The following is a 16,685-nucleotide window of genomic DNA, read 5'->3' as shown; positions in this document are numbered from 1 at the left end:
AGATTCGTCAGGAGAGAGACATGCGCCGTTTCGCCATCCTTGCCCCCTTGGCTCTGCTCGCGCTGTCGGCGTGTGGCGGGCAGGGTGGGGATACCGACTCGGATGTCGCCCCCGGCAACTTCACCCCGCCGGGCACGGCACGGCCCACGCCGATGCCGGGTGTGGCGCAGGTCAATCCGCTGACCAGCTATATCGGCCATTATCCGGGCGATGCGGTCGACGGGGTCAGCTTCTTCGATCGGACCGAGGTGGCGACCGCGCTGCACGATGCGGTCGGCGATCAGAAGCTGGTCCAGCGGATCATGTCGCGCGGCGCGGTGACGGTGCCGATCTTCCGCCAGGGGGAACAGGGGATCGCCGCGCATGGCTGCACCCCGCATGACTGCGCCGACAACAACTGGACGGTCGAGATCGATATGAAATCGACCAAGGCGCGGGTCTGCTATCATGACCGCGAGACGATGGGCGACCGCAGCCACTGGTATATGGGCGGCGCGCCGGTGACCCAGCCGGGGGAATGCCCGCAGGAGGGTTGATCCTCCCCCCCGTGAATGGCGAGGGGGCGCCAGCGGCTCGCAGCGAAGCACGCCCCTCCCGCTTGCGGGAGGGGAGAGGAAGGCGCACCGACTGACCCGTATGAAAGGCGTTCATTCCAGGGAGGATCGCCGCCGGATATGCCTACGGCAGTTCCTCCCCGGTCGGGCCTTTAGCTTGTCCTCAGAACGTGTAGGCCAGCCCCAGCGCGCTCAGCCACTGGCTGCGCGAACCGGCCTGCGACACGATCGGGCTGTCGCCGAAATCGTTGACCATCCGGCCATAGGTCAGGCCGCCGACGACCTTCCAACCCTTCAGCAGGTTGCCCGTGATCGAATAGGTGGCCAGCCCGCCGACCGACCAGTCCTTCCAGCCCGAACGGGCGTTGTAGACCGGCAGGCCGCTCGCCGCGCTCTGATCCTGGTTGATCGAGAAATAGCGCCGGGCATAGCCGCGCCCGACCCGCTCGGCGGTGGCGAACAGGCCGACCGCCGCCTTGGTCGACAGCGGCGTGAAATAATTGACCGACGGCTGCCAGATGCCGCTGTCATGCACGCCGGTCACGTCATGGCGATAGCTGACCGACACGGAGAGCCGGTCATAGGGGCTGGTGATAACGCCGATCTTGCCGATGCCGACATAGCCGCCCAGCTCGACCGCCGCGCCGATCTTGCCCAGCGCGCGGACGCGGGGATCGTCGATCCGCGACGGCGCGGTGCGGTCCAAATTCACCACGCCGATCGGCCCCGCCTGGATATCCCAGTCGCGATTGGCCTTGTCGCCGATCAGGTCGACCGAGACGCGGTTGCCGATATAGGTGATCGTATGCCCGTCGATATAGGCGAGCGCGGCGGGGGCGGGGGTGAACTGATAGTCGTTCGACCCCTCATAATCCGGCAGATAGGCCCCGGCCAGGCCGACGGTGATGGTGTTCTTGCCCAACTGGCCCGCCATCTCGGCGGCGGCGGGGTTGCTGGACACCGTGGCGTCCTGCGCAAAAGCGGGGGCCGACAGGGACAGTGCGCCCATGACGATCAGCGGGGCGGAAACGCGCGAAAATAGGCGCAAGACGGAAAACTCCCTGAATTCGGTTATCCGAAATGCAACGCTACGGTAACGATTTCGCTCCGGCGGATTGTGTCAGAAGATGTACCGCATTTTGATCTGTTGTGTTTCGGCAACAGAATCGAGCGTGAACCGCGCCGCGGCAAAGCGCGGCGGGCCGAACCGGATCACCGGATTGCGCGAAAAGCCGAAGCCCTCGCGCGGGATGCCCGCCAGCGTATCGAGCTTGGCGTTGTTGTTCTCGTCATGGATGACGGCCGCGGCGTAATTGCCGTGCGGCAGGCCGTCCAGGTGGATGCCCCGCTGCCCGGCGGGAACCGAACGGGTCAGCGCGCGGGCATCGTCGACGCATTGCGGGAAGTTATCCGGGTCGGCGGTCAGGCACAGCCGGATCATGCCCTTGGCCGAGCGGAGCTGGTCGATCCCGATGTCCAGTCGGCTGACCGGCGCGGCGCTGATCAGCGGCAGGGCGGCCAGCACCAGAAGCGCGGCGCGCGGCCTGCGCATGGGCGCGCTCGAAATCCCCGAGCCCCCGGTCCGTGCCGCACAATCGATCCCAGAACCGGAAATAGAGTCCATAATTGCACCCATATTGCTCATGATGCCGTTGATGATGGCTTGCCGTGATGAGCCACCCCCCCAGGTGCCCCTGCCACAGGAATCGCGGAAAGATCTCCCAACCCATGTGGTTGGTCACGCCCATAACGGTCATGATCGTCAGCACCAAGCCGAGCGCGCCGATGTGAATCGGAATCACAAACACAAGTAGCGGAATTACCACAGCGCCCGTCACCGCCTCGATCGGGTGGAACGCCATGGCGGCCCAGGCGGTCGGCGGGCGGCTGGCATGATGGACGGCGTGCGCGGCCTTGAAGATGGCGGGCCGGTGCATCCAGCGATGCGTCCAATAGAACCAGGTGTCGTGCGCGATCAGGTACAGCAGCACCGAAACCGGCCAGTACCAGAGCGGCCAGGCGTGGATATCGGCATAGATTTGCGTCCATCCCCGATTCTGCCAGCCCCAGGCCACGATCCCCGCGGGCACGCCGTAAATGGCGGCAGAGGCGAGGCTCCACCAGATTTCCCGCCGGATCTGCGGATCGAGCCCGGCATAGAGGTTCGGATGCCGCGCCTTGGTCGCCAGCGCGAATGCTCCCGAGGCGAGCAGATAGCGGACACCGACGATCAGCGTCATGGCGATGGCGGACAGGATCAGGGCAAGCGTCACGAGGGTCTTGTACCCTATCGGGGGCGGAGCTTGAACCGCGAACGTCCGGCGCGCGGCCTTTTGTTCGCGCGGAGGCGCGGAGACGCAGAGAGGTCTGGTCGGGCGTCGGCGTCCGCCGCCTGTTCGACTGCTGCCCTTGCCGCACCGTCGAGGATGAGAAGGGCCTGTCGGCCGGGCGTGACACCTGCACGTCTCCGCGTCTCCGCGCGAACTCTACTCCCAACCTCCGTTCAGGCTGAACGGAGGTTGGGATTAACCTCGGTGGAAAATCCGGATCGGGCGGTCGTGATAAACCCCCTCGACCGATTTGCCGTAGCCCAGCTTTTCCGCCAGTCGGATCGACGCCACATTCCCCGGATCGATGATGCAGCATGTCCGCGTCAGGCCGCGTCCATCGGCCCAGTCGAGCACCGCACGCATCGCCTCGGCCGCAAAGCCCCGGCCATGCGCCGTCGGGACCAGCGTCCATCCCGTCTCCGGCACCGTCAGTTCGGGCATGATCGCGCGCCGCGATTCCAGAAGGCCCATATCGCCCAGGACCTGCCCGGTCGTCCGGTCGCACACCACCCAGGCGCCATAGCCGAACACCGTCCAGCACCCGACCGACCGCAACAGCCGGATCCAGACATCTTCGCGCGGGCGCGGCTGGCCGCCGATCATCCCATAGACCGCCGGATCGGCCCACATCGCCGCCAGTGCATCGAGATCGTCGGGCTGGTGACCGCGCAGCGTCAGTCGCGCGGTGGTCAGGGTTGGGGTCAGGGTCGGGGCGCTCATGCCCCGCAGCTTAGTCCGCCTCGCGGATCACCGCCAGAAACGCTTCGCCATAAGCATCCAGCTTGCGCGCGCCGATCCCCGACAGCAACGACAGCGCCGCCCGGCTGGTCGGACGTTGCGCCGCCATGTCGCGCAGCACCGAGTCGTGGAAGATCACGTAAGGGGGCACCCCCGCCTCCTGCGCCAGCTCGCGACGCTTGGCGCGCAGCGCCTCGAACAGCGGATTGTCCGCCGGATTGGCGGCGACCGGCGCGGCGCGACGGCCCTTGCGTTCGCGCTTGGGCGGCACGACCAGTGACAGCCGCGCCTCGCCCTTGATCAGTGCGCGCGCGGCGGGTCCGAACTCCAACCCGCCATGGTGATTGGTGCGCAACGCGTCACGCAGCAGCAGCGCGCGGTGGACCGGCTTCAGCAGCGCGACCTCGTCGCCCGAGACGATGTTCCAGACCGACAGCGCCTCATGCCCGTTCATCAGGCTGCGCTCGGTCGACTGGCCGGTCAGCACCTGCTCGATATAGCCCGCGCCGAACATCTGGCCGGTTCGGAAGACCGCAGAAAGGAATTTCTGCGCGGTCGTCGTTGCATCGACCGCATCGGGGCTGCCCAGGCAATTATCGCAATTGCCGCAATCCTCCGCCAGTTCCTCGCCGAAATGGCGCAGCAGGATGCGGCGGCGGCATCCCCCCGTCTCGACCAGCGCGCCCAGCGCCGACAGCCGTGCGCGCTCGCCCGCCTGTCGCTCCGGCTCGACCTCGGCCATGCGTTGCCGCGCACGGGCGAAATCGTCGGCACCCCAGAAGAGATGCGCGACCGACGGATCGCCGTCGCGGCCCGCGCGACCGGTTTCCTGATAATAGGCCTCGATCGACTTGGGCAGCCCGGCATGCGCGACGAAGCGGACGTCCGGCTTGTCGATCCCCATGCCGAAGGCGACGGTGGCGCAGATCACCATGTCTTCGGAGGCCACGAAATCGGCCTGGTTCTTCGCGCGCACCGCCGGGTCCAACCCGGCATGATAGGCGCGCACCGGGCGACCGGTCCGGGCCAGCGCCTCGGCCAGCTTCTCGGTCGCCGCGCGCGTCTGGGCATAGACGATGCCGGGGCCGGGCGTGTCGGCGACCACCCGCGCGATCTGCAGGTTCACATTCGCCTTGGGGCTGATCGCATAGCGGATATTGGGCCGGTCGAAGCCCGAGACGATCATCCCCTCGGTGGGGATGCCCAGCTGCTTGGCGATGTCGGCGCGGGTATGCGCATCGGCGGTCGCGGTCAGCGCGAGCCGGGGCACCTCCGGAAAGGCGTCCATCAGCGGTTCGAGCAGGCGATAATCGGGGCGGAAGTCATGCCCCCATTCGCTGACGCAGTGCGCCTCGTCGATCGCGAACAGGCTGAGCGGCGCCGAGGCCAGCAGCTCGCGGAAATGCCCCGATGAGGCACGCTCGGGCGCGACATAGAGCAGGTCGAGCTGCCCGTCGCGGAAACGGGCGACCGTCTCGGCGCGGTTCTGGTCGACGCTGGTCAGCGTGGCGGCGCGGATGCCGACCGCCTCGGCGGCGCGCAGCTGGTCGTGCATCAAAGCAATCAGCGGGCTGACCACGACGCAGCACCCGTCCATCATCACGGCGGGCAACTGGTAGCAGAGCGACTTGCCCGCACCGGTCGGCATGACCGCGAGCGTCCGCTGCCGCGCGAGCACGCGGTCGACCACCTGTTCCTGCACACCCCGGAACTGGTTGTACCCGAAAACTTCGTGGAGCTTGGCAAGGGGGTCGGCGACCATCGCCTTCCATGTAGCGACGCCATGGGGGCGGGGGAAGGGCGGGGAACCCCTTCCGGCGTGTCGTTGCGCGGGCTTGGGCATGATTTCGGCATCGCGATAGTGCAAAGATATCAGGAAACATCCTCGCGTTCAGGGGTTTTGACCCTCCGTAATCCTAAAGCCAAAGAGGAGATGTCCCATGAACACCGACACGATGAATGGTGCGGCCACCGACTTCGGCGGCAAGGTCAAGCAGGGCATGGGCGCCATGCTGGGCGACAAGTCGATGGAAGCCGAGGGCAAGGGTGAACAGCTGGGCGGTAAGACGCAGAAGGCATTCGGCGATGCCAAGACCAGCGTCGACCAGACGGTCCGCCCGCTGCTCGACCAGGCACGCCAGTTCGTGAAGGATCGCCCCTTCGCCTCGGCGGCACAGGGCGGCGTCGTGGGCCTCGCACTGCTGAACACGCTGCGCGGCAAGTAAGCGCGATCAGAATCGGGCAGGGGGCGGTGCGGCGGGTCCGCGCCGCCCCTTTTGCTATTCGCGCCCATCTGGCTCGGCAGGCCGCAACCCCGCTTGCCCCACCCGGCCCCATGGCTTAGCGCTTGGCCCATGAAGCGATTGGCCATTTACTGCGGGTCGGCGACCCCCTCCGACCCCCAATATATCGAGACCGCCCGGGACGTCGGGCGCGGGCTGGCGGAGCGGGGGATCGGCGTCGTCTATGGCGGCGGGCGGCTGGGCCTGATGGGCGCGGTGGCGGATGCGGCGCTGGCGGCGGGCGGGGAGGTGATCGGTATCATCCCGCAGGCGCTGGTCGATGCCGAGGTGGCGCATCGCGGCCTGACCGAGTTGCATGTCGTGCCCGGCATGCATGAGCGGAAGAAGGCGTTCACCGACCTTTCCGATGGCTTCATCACCATCGCGGGCGGCACCGGCACCATGGACGAGTTGTGGGAGGCGCTGAGCTGGGCGCAGCTGGGCTATCACGCGGATCCGGTCGGGCTGCTCAATACCGGCGGCTATTATGACCATCTCGTCGCCTTCTGGGAGAAGATGGGCGAGGTCGGGTTCCTGCGGCCGCAGCATCGCGAGCTGCTGATCGTCGATACCACGCTTGACGGCCTGCTCGACCGGATGGGCGCGCACGTGCCGACCCAGCCGATCGTGCGCATGAACGCGGACGACCTGTGAGCGACACCGCCGCCCCGACCGAGCGCGACGCGCTGGTGGCGGCGGCGCGGGACTCGATCGCCAAGGGCTCGAAGAGCTTTGCGGCGGCGAGCCTGTTGTTCGATCCCGAAACGCGCGCGCGTGCCTGGCTGCTCTATGCCTGGTGCCGCCGCTGCGACGATATCGCCGACGGGCAGGATCATGGCCATGGCATGACCCGCGTCGCCGATGCGCCCGCGCGGCTGGCCGAGCTGACCGAGAAGACCGAGGCGGCGCTGGCGGGCCGGGTGGTCGGCGACCCGGCCTTCGACGCGCTCCGTGTGGTTGCCGCCGAGACGGGAATGCCGCATCGCTGGCCGCGCGACCTGATCGCCGGGTTCGCGCTGGATGCCGAGGACTGGCGGCCCGAGACCGAGGATGATCTCTACCGCTATTGCTATCATGTCGCGGGCGTCGTCGGCTGCATGATGGCGGTGACGATGGGCGTGGCGCCGGACGATGAAGCCGTGCTCGACCGCGCTTGCGATCTGGGCATGGCGTTCCAGCTGGCCAATATCGCGCGCGACATCGCCGAGGATGCGGGCGCGGGGCGGCATTATCTACCGCGCCAGTGGCTGGCCTATAAGAGCATCGCCCCCGACGCGATCATGGCCCCCTCGCACCGGCCGGGCCTGAGCGCGCTGGCGCGGCGGCTGACCGACCGGGCCGCCTTGTTCGAGGCGAGCGCGCGGATGGGGACGCCCGCGCTCTCCTATCGCTCGGCCTGGGCGGTGTTGTCGGCGGCGGCGATCTATGGCGCGATCGGGCGCAAGGTGGCCAAGCGCGGGCGCCGGGCCTGGGATGTGCGGGTCGGGACCGGCAAGCTGGAAAAGCTGGGTTTCATGACGCGCGCCAGCATCCAGGCGGCGCGACGGGACAGGATGCGGATTACCCCGCGCGATCCGGAACTGTGGACACGACCGCGTTAAGCCTGCGCCCATACCCCCGTTCAGCCTGAACGGAGGGAGGGTTTCAGCCCTTGGTCGGCTTGCGCTCGGTCTTGACCATCTGCGCGCCCATGCGGCGGCAATCGGCACCGATCACCGGATAGGGGACGTCGGTGTTGGCGGCGATGCGGTTGGCCAGATCGGCCCGGCACTGCGCCATGGTTTCGTAGCGGGCGGGGATGATCCGCGCCTCCGTGCAGTCCACGCTGCCGTCGCCACAACCCAGGATCGCCATTACGAAGAAAACTGGCTGCATGACCGTCTCCACTCGGGAAGAAAAACACGCCAGCGCGCCCGGAGGTTCCGGATTTGCGGCTGTCCGGCGGCGGGACAGATTGCCTTTTTCGCCGGGTGTCGCCGCGTCGGCCATGCCGTCGGCATTGAACTCCAGGCCGGATCGTCCGACATGGTGTGGACATGCCCCCCATCGATCCCACCGCCGGGACGGCCGACCGGCCGCTGATCCCGACGCTTCGCCGCTTCCTTCCCTATCTCTGGCCCGCCGGAGAGCCCGGCTTGCGCGTGCGGATCGTGGCGGCGATGGCGCTGGTCATCCTGTCCAAGCTCGTCCAGGTGCTGGGCGCGGCCTATACGTTCAAATATGCGGTCGACCGGATGGCGGCGAACGATCGGAGCGCGGTGACGCTCGTGATCCTGCTGGTCGTCGGTTATGCGGGGGCGCGGTTCGCGACGACGCTGTTCGACAATCTGCGCAATGCGGTGTTCGAAATGGTCGGGCAGGACGCGACCCGGCGGCTGTCGGCCGATGTGTTCCGCCATCTCCACCGCCTGTCGCTGCGTTTCCATCTGGAGCGGCGGACCGGCGCCGTCACCAAGGTCGTCGAGCGGGGCACCAAGAGCATCGACACGATGCTGTATTTCCTGCTCTTCAACATCGCGCCGACCGTGCTGGAACTGGGGCTGGTGCTGGCGATCTTCGGGCGCAGCTTCGGACCGGTGCTGGTCGTTACCACCATGGCGATGGTCGTCCTCTATATCGTCTTCACCCGCAAGGTGACCGACTGGCGCAACGCGCTGCGCACGCAGATGAACGACCTCGACACCGGCGCGGTCGCTCATGCGGTCGACTCGCTGCTGAATTTCGAGACGGTCAAATATTTCAACGCCGAGGAGCGCGAGGCGCGGCGGTACGAGAATGGCGTCGCGGCCTATGCGCGCGCGGCCACCAAGTCGGAAAACTCGCTGGCCTGGCTGAACGTCGGACAGGCGGCGATCACCAGCCTGATGCTGGGCTTCGCCATGGCCTGGGTCGTGCGCGAATGGAGCCGGGGCGCGGCGTCGGCGGGTGACGTGGTGCTGGTGTCGACTTTGTTGTCGCAGCTGTTCCGGCCGCTCGACCTGCTCGGCATGGTCTATCGCACCATCCGTCAGGGGGTGATCGACATGGGCGCGATGTTCGACCTGATCGATACGCCCGCCGAAGTGGTCGACACGCCCGGCGCGCCGCCGCTGAGGGTGACCGGCGGCCATGTCCGGTTCGACCATGTCGTGTTCGGCTATGATCCCGAACGGACCATATTGAAGGGGCTGACGCTGGATGTGCCGGCGGGCACGACCTGCGCGGTGGTGGGGCCGTCGGGCGCGGGCAAGTCGACGCTCGCGCGGCTGCTCTATCGCTTCTACGATGTGAATTCCGGCGCGATCACCATCGACGGCCAGCCGGTGTCGGCGGTCGCGCAGGACAGCTTGCGCGCCGCGATCGGAATCGTGCCGCAGGATACGGTGCTGTTCAACGAAACCATCGGCTACAACATCGCTTATGGCCGCGAGGGCGCCGACCAGGATGATGTCGAGCGCGCCGCGAAGGGGGCGGCCATCGCCGACTTCATCGAACGCCAGCCCCAGGGCTATGCGACCCGCGTCGGCGAGCGCGGTCTGAAGCTTTCGGGCGGCGAGAAGCAGCGTGTGGCGATCGCGCGCACCCTGCTGAAGAACCCGCCGATCCTGATCCTGGACGAGGCGACCAGCGCGCTCGACAGCCGGACCGAGGCGGACATCCTCGCGACGCTCCAGGCGATCGAGCGCGGGCGCACCACGCTCGTCATCGCACACCGACTGTCGACGGTAGTCCATGCCGACCAGATCGTCGTCCTCGACGGCGGCCAGGTGGCCGAGCGCGGCACCCATGGCGAATTGCTGGCCAAGGGCGGGCTATACGCCGAGATGTGGGCGCGCCAGGCCGCCGAGGTGGAAGAGGCCGAGGAGGATGCGCTGCTGGCGTGAATCGTAACGCGAGCCCCTCCCCTTCAGGGGAGGAGGGGATCTCATCTTATGGCGTTGTGGACTTTTAAGGTCAGCGACAGCTCAGCCGTATCTGCCGGGCGGGCTTGTCGAACACGATCGACGAACAGCGGTTTAGCTGGTCCGCACCAATCGACAGACGGTCGCGCTTGATGTCGTGCTTACCTTTGCCGGTCACCACAACCTCATTGGGATCGGCATGCTGATCGGCGTCTGCGATCGTGTCAGTATTGCCATGATCAACCGTGCGTACCCCCAGCGTCGCAATACTCAGCGGGCCGACCGTAAGGGGTGTTGCCAAGGTCATCGCGCGAATCGGTCGCTCAACACCAAAAGCGATCTCGGCCGGGCTGGTTGATCCCGACAGTGTGCCGCCATAGGCTCGAGCAAGTCGCACTGCCGCCCCCGCATTGGCCAACGTACGTGGATGATGGGGGTCGAAGCGAACCCGCATCGGTTGCCCCTCGACCATGATGATCGCGAAACGCTCGGCCCAGCCGCCGAACAGATCGCCCTGATCAACCATTGGAAATGCGGTGGTTCGCTCACCTGCGACGGAATCGCGCAGGCGGAAGTGAACGATCGGATCGGGCAGACTCCCCGGTCCGAATACGCCTGCTATACCAGATGCAAATGGCTTTTCGGTGAAGCCGATGCGACGTTTGGCGGGATTTCCGCCGCCAAACGCGACCCGCGCCAAGGCTGTGCCGCCGGAGATCCTGACGTTGGGCCCGAAGCCCATCATGAAGCCGAACATGCCCGGCTTCATGCTGGCGGCTTTGGCAAATTCGGTGGTGATGATGGGCATCGCTGTCGCCCCCGGATCGATCCGCACGGTGCGGGTGACGCCGTTGATCGTGACCGGCACCAAGCCGTCCGGTGCGATCACGCGCTCGGTCGGCGGCGGCGCGGCGGCCGTCAGGGTGGCCAGCAAGAGCCAGGCAAAACGGCGCATCATGATATCTCCCGGTGTCGTGACGACCGGGTAACGATCAAGGGTAATCATGTCGGCTTTGTGGCCGGACCGGACTTTATTGCGCAGGATGGCCCATGACGAAATCCGCCACCGCCGTCACCACACCCAGCGCGATCGGCAGATTGGGGTCGGCATAGGTCGCCAGGTTCGCGCCTCGGCTATCGCCCTCCACCGTCTTCAGCACATGATTGACCCCGGGCAAAAGGACCAGCCTGGTCTTGGGCTGCGCGGCCTTCAGCGTGCGGGCATCCTCGGGCGTGACTTGCAGATCGGCTTCGCCCTGCACGATGAGCAGCGGCTTGGCGGTCGCCGCCGCCAGTTTTGCGGGGTCCTTGGAAAAGCTGTTGATGAGGAAGGGCTGGACCGCGTCGGCGAAGATCATCGGCAGGGGCGGCGTCAGGCTGGCGGCGGGGATGGTGCGGCCCGCTTCCAGCGCGTCGATCATGCGGTCGGCATCGGCCAGGATCGGCGCGTTGGCGGGGTTGGCATGAAACTGTGCCCGCATCACCGTGCCCAGCCGCCGTCCGGGGGTGGAGACGGTGATGACGCCGCACAGCCCCGCCGGTTTGGCGGCGGCGGTATCCAGTGCGACCAGCCCGCCTTCGCTATGCCCCAGGACCCAGACGCACGGGGCACCGGTCTTCGCGCGGATGGCGGCGATCCAGGACCGGGTGTCGGCGGCGTAGTCGTCGATCGTCACCTTGTTGGCGTCGGGGATCGCGCCTGCGCTGGCGAACATGCCGCGCTTGTCGATTCGCACGCTGGCGATACCCTTCGCCGCCAGCCCCTCGGCGAGCAGGCGCAACGAGGCGGCCTTTAGCCCGCTCGGACTGTTGCCGTCGCGGTCGGTCGGACCCGATCCGGGGATTATCAGCACGACCGGCACCTTGGCGCCCTCCGGCCCGGTCCAACTGCCTTTCAAAGGGCCCTGCGGACCCGGCGCGGCGATGTCGCGGTCGGCCATCGGTGCGGTGGTGGCGATGATGGCGGCGAACAGCGTGACGAGCGACATGACCTACCCCTCTTCAATGACCTTTATTGCCACGCTCCGCTCAGGCTGAACGGAGGGGGGAGGGGGCCGTTACTGCCGCTCCAACATCAGCGCTGCCGTCGCCTTGGCGCTCCCCACCACGCCCGGAATGCCCGCGCCCGGATGCGTGCCCGCGCCGACGAAATACAGGTTCGGGATCGAATCGTCGCGGTTGTGAACCCGGAAATAGGCGCTCTGAGTCAGGATCGGCTCCAGCGAAAAGGCCGAGCCCATATGCGCGTTCAGGTCGGTCGCGAAGTCGGCCGGGGCATAATGGAACTTGGTCACGATCCGCTCATGGATATCGGGGATCAAGCGGCGGCCGACCTCGTCCAGGATACGCTTTTCCAGGATCGGCCCGACCTCGTCCCAGTTCATCGGGAACTTGCCCATGTGCGGCACCGGGGCCAGCGCATAGAAGGTCGAATGACCCTCGGGCGCGAGGCTCGGGTCGGTGACCGTCGGGTGGTGGAGATAGAGCGAGAAATCCTCCGACAGCACGCCGGTGTCGTAAATGTCGGTCAGCAGGCCCTTATAGCGCGGGCCGAACAGGATCATATGGTGCGGGATGCCCGGCCACGCGCCCTTGATGCCGAAATGCACGACGAACAGCGACGGCGAGTAGCGCTTGCGCTCCAGCCGGTTGACCGTCCGCCGGGCCGAGCGATTGTCGGACAGCAGGTCGCGGTAGCTGTGCATGATGTCGGCATTGGTCGCGACCGCATCGGCCTGGATGGTCAGGCCGCTCTTGGTCACGACGCCGGTCGCGCGGTCGCCCAGCGTCTCGATCCGCGTCACGGGATCGCCCAGGCGGATCACGCCGCCGATCCGCTCGAACTGCGCGACCATGCCCGCCACCAGCCGGTTGGTGCCGCCGCGCGCGAACCAGACGCCGCCGTCGCGCTCCAGCTTGTGGATCAAGGCATAGATGGCGCTGGTCGTCATCGGATTGCCGCCGACGAGCAGCGTGTGGAAGGACAAGGCCTCGCGCAGCTTCTCCGACTTCACGAATTTCGACACCATGGCATAGACCGAGTTCCATGCCTGGTACTTGGCCAGCGCGGGCGCGGCCTTGATCATCGAGGCGAAGTCGAGAAACGCGACATGGCCGAGCTTCTCATAGCCTTCGCGGTACACGCCCTCGGCATAGTCGAGGAACTTGCCGTACCCTTCGATATCGTCGGGGTTCAGCTTGGCGATTTCGGACCGCAGCTGGGTGTCGTCGTTGCTATAGTCGAAATTGGTGCCGTCGACCCAGTTGAGCCGATAGAAGGGGCTGACCGGATCGAGCGTCACATCCTCGGACATCGACCGGCCGGTCAGCGCCCACAGTTCCTCCAGACAGGCCGGATCGGTGATGACCGTGGGCCCGGCGTCGAAGGTGAAGCCGTCGCGCTCCCAATAATAGGCGCGACCGCCCGGCTTGTCGCGCGCTTCGACGATCGTCGTCTGCACGCCCGCCGATTGCAGGCGGATGGCCAGTGCCAGCCCGCCGAAACCCGATCCGATGACGACCGCGCTCTTCATGCCCGGCCCCCCGACTTGTCTCTCAGGGCGGCAATGGCGCGCAGGATCGGCACCGGCGGCCGTCCGGTCAGAATTCGTGCCTTGTCGGCCATGGTCGATTGCCCCGCATAGAAACGCCCGATCAGGTCGGGCGAAAGTCGATAGAAACGCTCGAGAACGCGGTATCGCTCATCCGGCTCCGCGGCCTTGAACAACATCGTGTCGAGCATACGGTAAAAGCCGCGCGCGTCCCAGGCATCGCGCGCCATGCGATAGGTCGCGTCGTGCAGGTCGGTCCCTGCGAAATCGCGCCGCTCGGCCAGCATCGCCGCCATGCGGATCGCATCGGGCAGCGAATAGCCGGTGGTCGGGTGGAACAGCCCGGCGCGCATCCCGGCCTTGGGCGTCCTGGCCCCGCCGCTGCGCCAATAGCCGTCGAAATCGCCGCCCATCGCGACCGGCAGCACGCCCGCCTCCTCGCGCACCACCTCGGCCCCCACCCAGTCGCGGCTGTCGGCATAGCGTTCGATCCGCTGGACGATGGCGCGACGGTTCAGCTCGGCGGAGGTGGAGTAATAGGTGTCCTCGACGAAGATCCGGTCCTCGGCGAAGGGCAGGGTGTAGACGAAGCGATAGCCGTCCAACTGCTTGACGGTGGCGTCCATCACCACTGGTCGCTCGACCCCGTGCGGGCGGCTCAGCTTCAGCTCCTGCCCGACGAATTTTTGCCAGCCGCAGGACAGCGAAGACAGGTCGCCCGCGCCGCGCGCATCGATCACGCCCGTCGCCTCCACCCGGTCGCCATCGGCGAAGACGGCGGCGGTGGCCGACACCGCCAGCACCTTGCGCCCCAGGATCAGCGCGTGCGGCGGCAGCGCCCGGCGAACCTCGGCGTCGAGGCGGTGGCTCTCGATCGAATAATAGGTCTGGTCGATGGTGCGCGAATGCGCCGGAAAGGCGACGTCGTAACTGCGCCAGCCATGCGCGACGAGGCGCTCGACGATCCAGCGGTCGCGCTTGGCCACGTCGCTACCGAAAAAGGACCAGAGGTGGTTGCCGCCGATCGTCTCGCCCGCATCGATCAGCCGGACGTCGAGCGAGGGGTGGCGGGCTTTCAGCGCAAGCGCGATCAGCCCACCGGCCAGGCCTGCGCCAATGATCGCAACATCACAGGAGATTTTGGCAGCCATCGCGCTACCGCTACCGGAAAGCGGGGCCAAGGCAAAGGGTCGGTGCCATTACAGAAGGACGGCGGTGTCGGGCGCGTCGCCGGTCGCAAAGCCGCCGGTGACCTTCCACGCCGCCAGGTCGATGATGGCGATCCGGTTATTCTCCAGCGCGGCATACAGGATCGAGCCTCCGGCGGGCAGGTTCAGCCCCGGCGCGGCGGCGGGCAGCGGCAGCCGCGCTTCCTCGGCCAGGGTGGCGGGGGAATGGCGGGTCAGGCTCTTGTCGGCGGTGTTCGACACGATCAACCGGCCGTCCGCCTGCACGACCACCCGCACCGCCTCGCCGCGCAGGGTGGTGCGGGCACGCGGGCGCAGCGTCACCGCATCGAGCGCATGGAGCACGCCCCCCGGGCGGTCGATGACATAGAGCGTCCGCTCATCCGGGCTGAGCGCCAGGCCCTCGGGTGCCTTGCCGATATGCTGTTTGACGGGCGCGAAGCTGGCATCGTCGGGGTCGACCATGATGACGGTGCCGCTCATCGTATCGGCGACATAGGCGCGGCTGCCGTCGGCCTTCACCACGAAATAATGGCTGCGCGCGCCGCCGACCGGGATCATCCGGTCGGGACTGTCGGCGCTGGCGGGCGTGTCGAATCGGGCGAGCAGGCTGTCGGTCTCGGACAGCGCATAGAGGAGCCCCTTCGCGTCCATCCGCATCCCGTGCCAGCGGCGGTGCGGCGACAGGTCGATGGTGCGCACGAGCCTGCGCCCCTCCAGGTCGATCACCCAGAGCTGATGCCCGCCCTCGCCGCCGAACTGCCAGCCCTTCACGCCGTACCCGCCGACATAGGCGAAGCGGCCGCCCGCATCGGCGACCATCTCGTGCGGCTGCGTGCCCAGCGGCACCTGGCCCAGCCGCTCGCCATCGGGCACGCGGTAGAAGACGACGCCGCCGGTGCCCTTTTCGACGACCGCCAGCACGCCGCGCTGCGGAGCCGCCGCCTGCGCCCGCCGTGCCCAGGCGAGGGGAAGGGCGGAGGCGACGCCCAGCGCGGCCAGGCTCCACAGGCCCTGACGGCGATCGATCGGCGGCATGGGGCGGCTCCTTAACAAAGGGGATGACAGCCAGACGTGGCGCGGGGCCGTATGTTCCGCCGCGCGGCGGACCCGATGCGAAACTGATGCGTCTTTTCCGACAAAGCAGGCCCGCCACCGGTTGCGGTGAAACGGCCCATTGAATAGGTGAACCGCATGATCCGCCCCATCAACGAAAGCGTCGCCGTCGCTCCCCAGATCCGGCCCGAGGACGTCGCCGCGATCAAGGCGGCGGGCTATGCCGCCATCGTCAACAACCGTCCCGACGGCGAAGAGCCCGGCCAGCCGACCGGCGATTCGATTCGCGCCGCGGCCGAGGATCACGGACTGGCCTATACCGCCATCCCCGTGACGCCCGGCGGGTTCAGCCATGAGATGGTCGACCAGATGACCCAGGCGCTGGTCGAGGCCAAGGGGCCGGTGCTGGCCTATTGCCGGTCGGGCACGCGCAGCTGCAATCTGTGGGCGCTGGCGGCGGCCAAGGCCGGGCGCAACCCGACCCTGATCGTGATGCAGGCCGAAGGGGCGGGCTATGACCTGTCCGGCCTGCGCCCGACGCTGGACGCGCTGGCAGGCAACGCCGGATGATCCTGCCGCTCGTCGGCACGGTGACGACCGGGGCGCTGGCCGGGCTGGGCGTCGGCGTGGCGCTGGGCGGGGCGGGAATCGCGTGGCTCTGCACGCGCCGCCGCGATCGCCGGATCGGCTCGCCCGAGGATGTCGCGGCGGCGGCCGAGGCGGCGCTGACGGGCTTTACCGTTGCGGGGGCCGTGGTCGGTGCCGATGGCCAGGGCGCGCTGGTGGTGGCGACCGATGGCCGGGTCGCGGCGCTCAAGCTGCATGGCCGCCGGATCGCGGTGCGCGAGATTCCCTGGACGCGGGTGCGTTCGAGCGCCGAAGGCATCGTCGCGGAGGTCGAGGGGCGTTTCGGGCCGGTGATGCTCGCCGGGGTGGACGTGCTCGACATCCGGCGTCTGGCCCCGCGTTGAGGGTGGGGGCTGGCCCCTCCACCACCCGGCTGCGCCGGGCGGTTCCCCGCCCCAAGCACAGCTTGGGGAGGATTGAAGATAAGTCCTCCCCATCTTTGATGGGGAGGGGGACCATCCGAAGGATGGTGGAGGGGC

18 protein-coding genes are annotated in these 16,685 nt (G+C 67.5%); 7 read left to right on the top strand and 11 right to left on the bottom strand.

All coding sequences use genetic code 11. The annotated features are described in order from the left end of the window. Positions 1-20 precede the first annotated feature (20 nt). Positions 21-536, top strand: coding sequence for a hypothetical protein (locus tag GGQ89_RS09835; RefSeq protein ID WP_056435817.1), 516 nt, complete (start codon positions 21-23; stop codon positions 534-536). A gap of 181 nt (positions 537-717) precedes the next feature. Here the strand turns inward: GGQ89_RS09835 and GGQ89_RS09830 are convergent, their stop codons facing one another. The 5 genes from GGQ89_RS09830 to recQ all read right to left on the bottom strand — a co-directional run bounded on the left by GGQ89_RS09830 (position 718) and on the right by recQ (position 5,384). Next, positions 718-1,602, bottom strand: a complete 885-nt coding sequence (locus tag GGQ89_RS09830) for a MipA/OmpV family protein (protein WP_236697071.1) — start codon at positions 1,600-1,602, stop codon at positions 718-720. Between the two features lie 72 nt (positions 1,603-1,674). Then, positions 1,675-1,995, bottom strand: coding sequence for a DUF2141 domain-containing protein (locus GGQ89_RS09825; RefSeq protein ID WP_330218791.1), 321 nt, complete (start codon positions 1,993-1,995; stop codon positions 1,675-1,677). Beyond that, positions 1,961-2,794: a sterol desaturase family protein gene (locus GGQ89_RS09820; protein ID WP_221238913.1), complete on the bottom strand. Its 834-nt coding sequence runs from the start codon at positions 2,792-2,794 to the stop codon at positions 1,961-1,963. Before GGQ89_RS09820 ends, GGQ89_RS09825 begins: the two co-directional genes overlap by 35 nt. Positions 2,795-3,079: 285 nt before the next feature. Continuing rightward, on the bottom strand, positions 3,080-3,604 hold the full coding sequence (locus tag GGQ89_RS09815) for a GNAT family N-acetyltransferase (RefSeq protein ID WP_184105621.1): 525 nt from the start codon (positions 3,602-3,604) through the stop codon (positions 3,080-3,082). 10 nt (positions 3,605-3,614) lie between these two features. After that, a complete protein-coding gene (recQ, locus tag GGQ89_RS09810; protein WP_184105620.1) occupies positions 3,615-5,384 on the bottom strand; it encodes a DNA helicase RecQ in 1,770 nt (589 codons plus the stop codon). Between the two features lie 178 nt (positions 5,385-5,562). Between recQ and GGQ89_RS09805 the strand changes: the two genes are divergently transcribed. From GGQ89_RS09805 to GGQ89_RS09795, 3 genes are all read left to right on the top strand, one after another. Then, positions 5,563-5,847, top strand: coding sequence for a CsbD family protein (locus GGQ89_RS09805; RefSeq protein ID WP_184105619.1), 285 nt, complete (start codon positions 5,563-5,565; stop codon positions 5,845-5,847). Positions 5,848-5,976: 129 nt separating this feature from the next. Continuing rightward, positions 5,977-6,558, top strand: coding sequence for an LOG family protein (locus tag GGQ89_RS09800; RefSeq protein WP_076714069.1), 582 nt, complete (start codon positions 5,977-5,979; stop codon positions 6,556-6,558). Next, positions 6,555-7,505, top strand: a complete 951-nt coding sequence (locus GGQ89_RS09795; RefSeq protein ID WP_184105618.1) for a squalene/phytoene synthase family protein — start codon at positions 6,555-6,557, stop codon at positions 7,503-7,505. Before GGQ89_RS09800 ends, GGQ89_RS09795 begins: the two co-directional genes overlap by 4 nt. A 43-nt stretch (positions 7,506-7,548) precedes the next feature. Here GGQ89_RS09795 and GGQ89_RS09790 read toward each other — a convergent pair whose 3' ends face one another. Further along, positions 7,549-7,893 carry a hypothetical protein gene (locus GGQ89_RS09790; RefSeq protein ID WP_244955773.1) on the bottom strand — a complete coding sequence of 115 codons (345 nt, stop codon included), beginning with the start codon at positions 7,891-7,893 and terminating at the stop codon, positions 7,549-7,551. A gap of 47 nt (positions 7,894-7,940) precedes the next feature. On the opposite strand from GGQ89_RS09790, the gene GGQ89_RS09785 reads away from it, so the two are divergent. Continuing rightward, positions 7,941-9,767: an ABCB family ABC transporter ATP-binding protein/permease gene (locus GGQ89_RS09785; RefSeq protein ID WP_184105617.1), complete on the top strand. Its 1,827-nt coding sequence runs from the start codon at positions 7,941-7,943 to the stop codon at positions 9,765-9,767. Between the two features lie 70 nt (positions 9,768-9,837). Here GGQ89_RS09785 and GGQ89_RS09780 read toward each other — a convergent pair whose 3' ends face one another. The 5 genes from GGQ89_RS09780 to GGQ89_RS09760 all read right to left on the bottom strand — a co-directional run bounded on the left by GGQ89_RS09780 (position 9,838) and on the right by GGQ89_RS09760 (position 15,561). Beyond that, the gene (locus GGQ89_RS09780) at positions 9,838-10,791 is read right to left on the bottom strand and encodes a hypothetical protein (RefSeq protein WP_206362723.1); all 954 of its coding nucleotides are present in this window, start codon (positions 10,789-10,791) and stop codon (positions 9,838-9,840) included. A gap of 25 nt (positions 10,792-10,816) precedes the next feature. Beyond that, positions 10,817-11,773: an alpha/beta hydrolase gene (locus tag GGQ89_RS09775; protein WP_184105615.1), complete on the bottom strand. Its 957-nt coding sequence runs from the start codon at positions 11,771-11,773 to the stop codon at positions 10,817-10,819. Between the two features lie 69 nt (positions 11,774-11,842). After that, on the bottom strand, positions 11,843-13,318 hold the full coding sequence (locus tag GGQ89_RS09770) for a phytoene desaturase (protein WP_184105614.1): 1,476 nt from the start codon (positions 13,316-13,318) through the stop codon (positions 11,843-11,845). After that, the gene (gene crtY, locus GGQ89_RS09765) at positions 13,315-14,487 is read right to left on the bottom strand and encodes a lycopene beta-cyclase CrtY (protein ID WP_076714059.1); all 1,173 of its coding nucleotides are present in this window, start codon (positions 14,485-14,487) and stop codon (positions 13,315-13,317) included. The genes GGQ89_RS09770 and crtY overlap by 4 nt, the downstream gene beginning before the upstream one ends. A gap of 48 nt (positions 14,488-14,535) precedes the next feature. Beyond that, on the bottom strand, positions 14,536-15,561 hold the full coding sequence (locus tag GGQ89_RS09760) for a YncE family protein (protein WP_184105613.1): 1,026 nt from the start codon (positions 15,559-15,561) through the stop codon (positions 14,536-14,538). A gap of 156 nt (positions 15,562-15,717) precedes the next feature. On the opposite strand from GGQ89_RS09760, the gene GGQ89_RS09755 reads away from it, so the two are divergent. Then, entirely contained in the window at positions 15,718-16,149 is a 432-nt protein-coding gene (locus GGQ89_RS09755; RefSeq protein WP_076714055.1) for a protein tyrosine phosphatase family protein, read from the top strand. Further along, a complete protein-coding gene (locus tag GGQ89_RS09750; protein ID WP_184105612.1) occupies positions 16,146-16,550 on the top strand; it encodes a hypothetical protein in 405 nt (134 codons plus the stop codon). Before GGQ89_RS09755 ends, GGQ89_RS09750 begins: the two co-directional genes overlap by 4 nt. Positions 16,551-16,685: the final 135 nt, after the last annotated feature.

Origin of the sequence: Sphingomonas yabuuchiae (assembly GCF_014199595.1) — a bacterium.
Taxonomy (GTDB): domain Bacteria; phylum Pseudomonadota; class Alphaproteobacteria; order Sphingomonadales; family Sphingomonadaceae; genus Sphingomonas; species Sphingomonas yabuuchiae.
The sequence above is the reverse complement of the archived record's forward strand: the minus strand, read 5'-3'. Positions and strand labels throughout refer to the sequence as shown.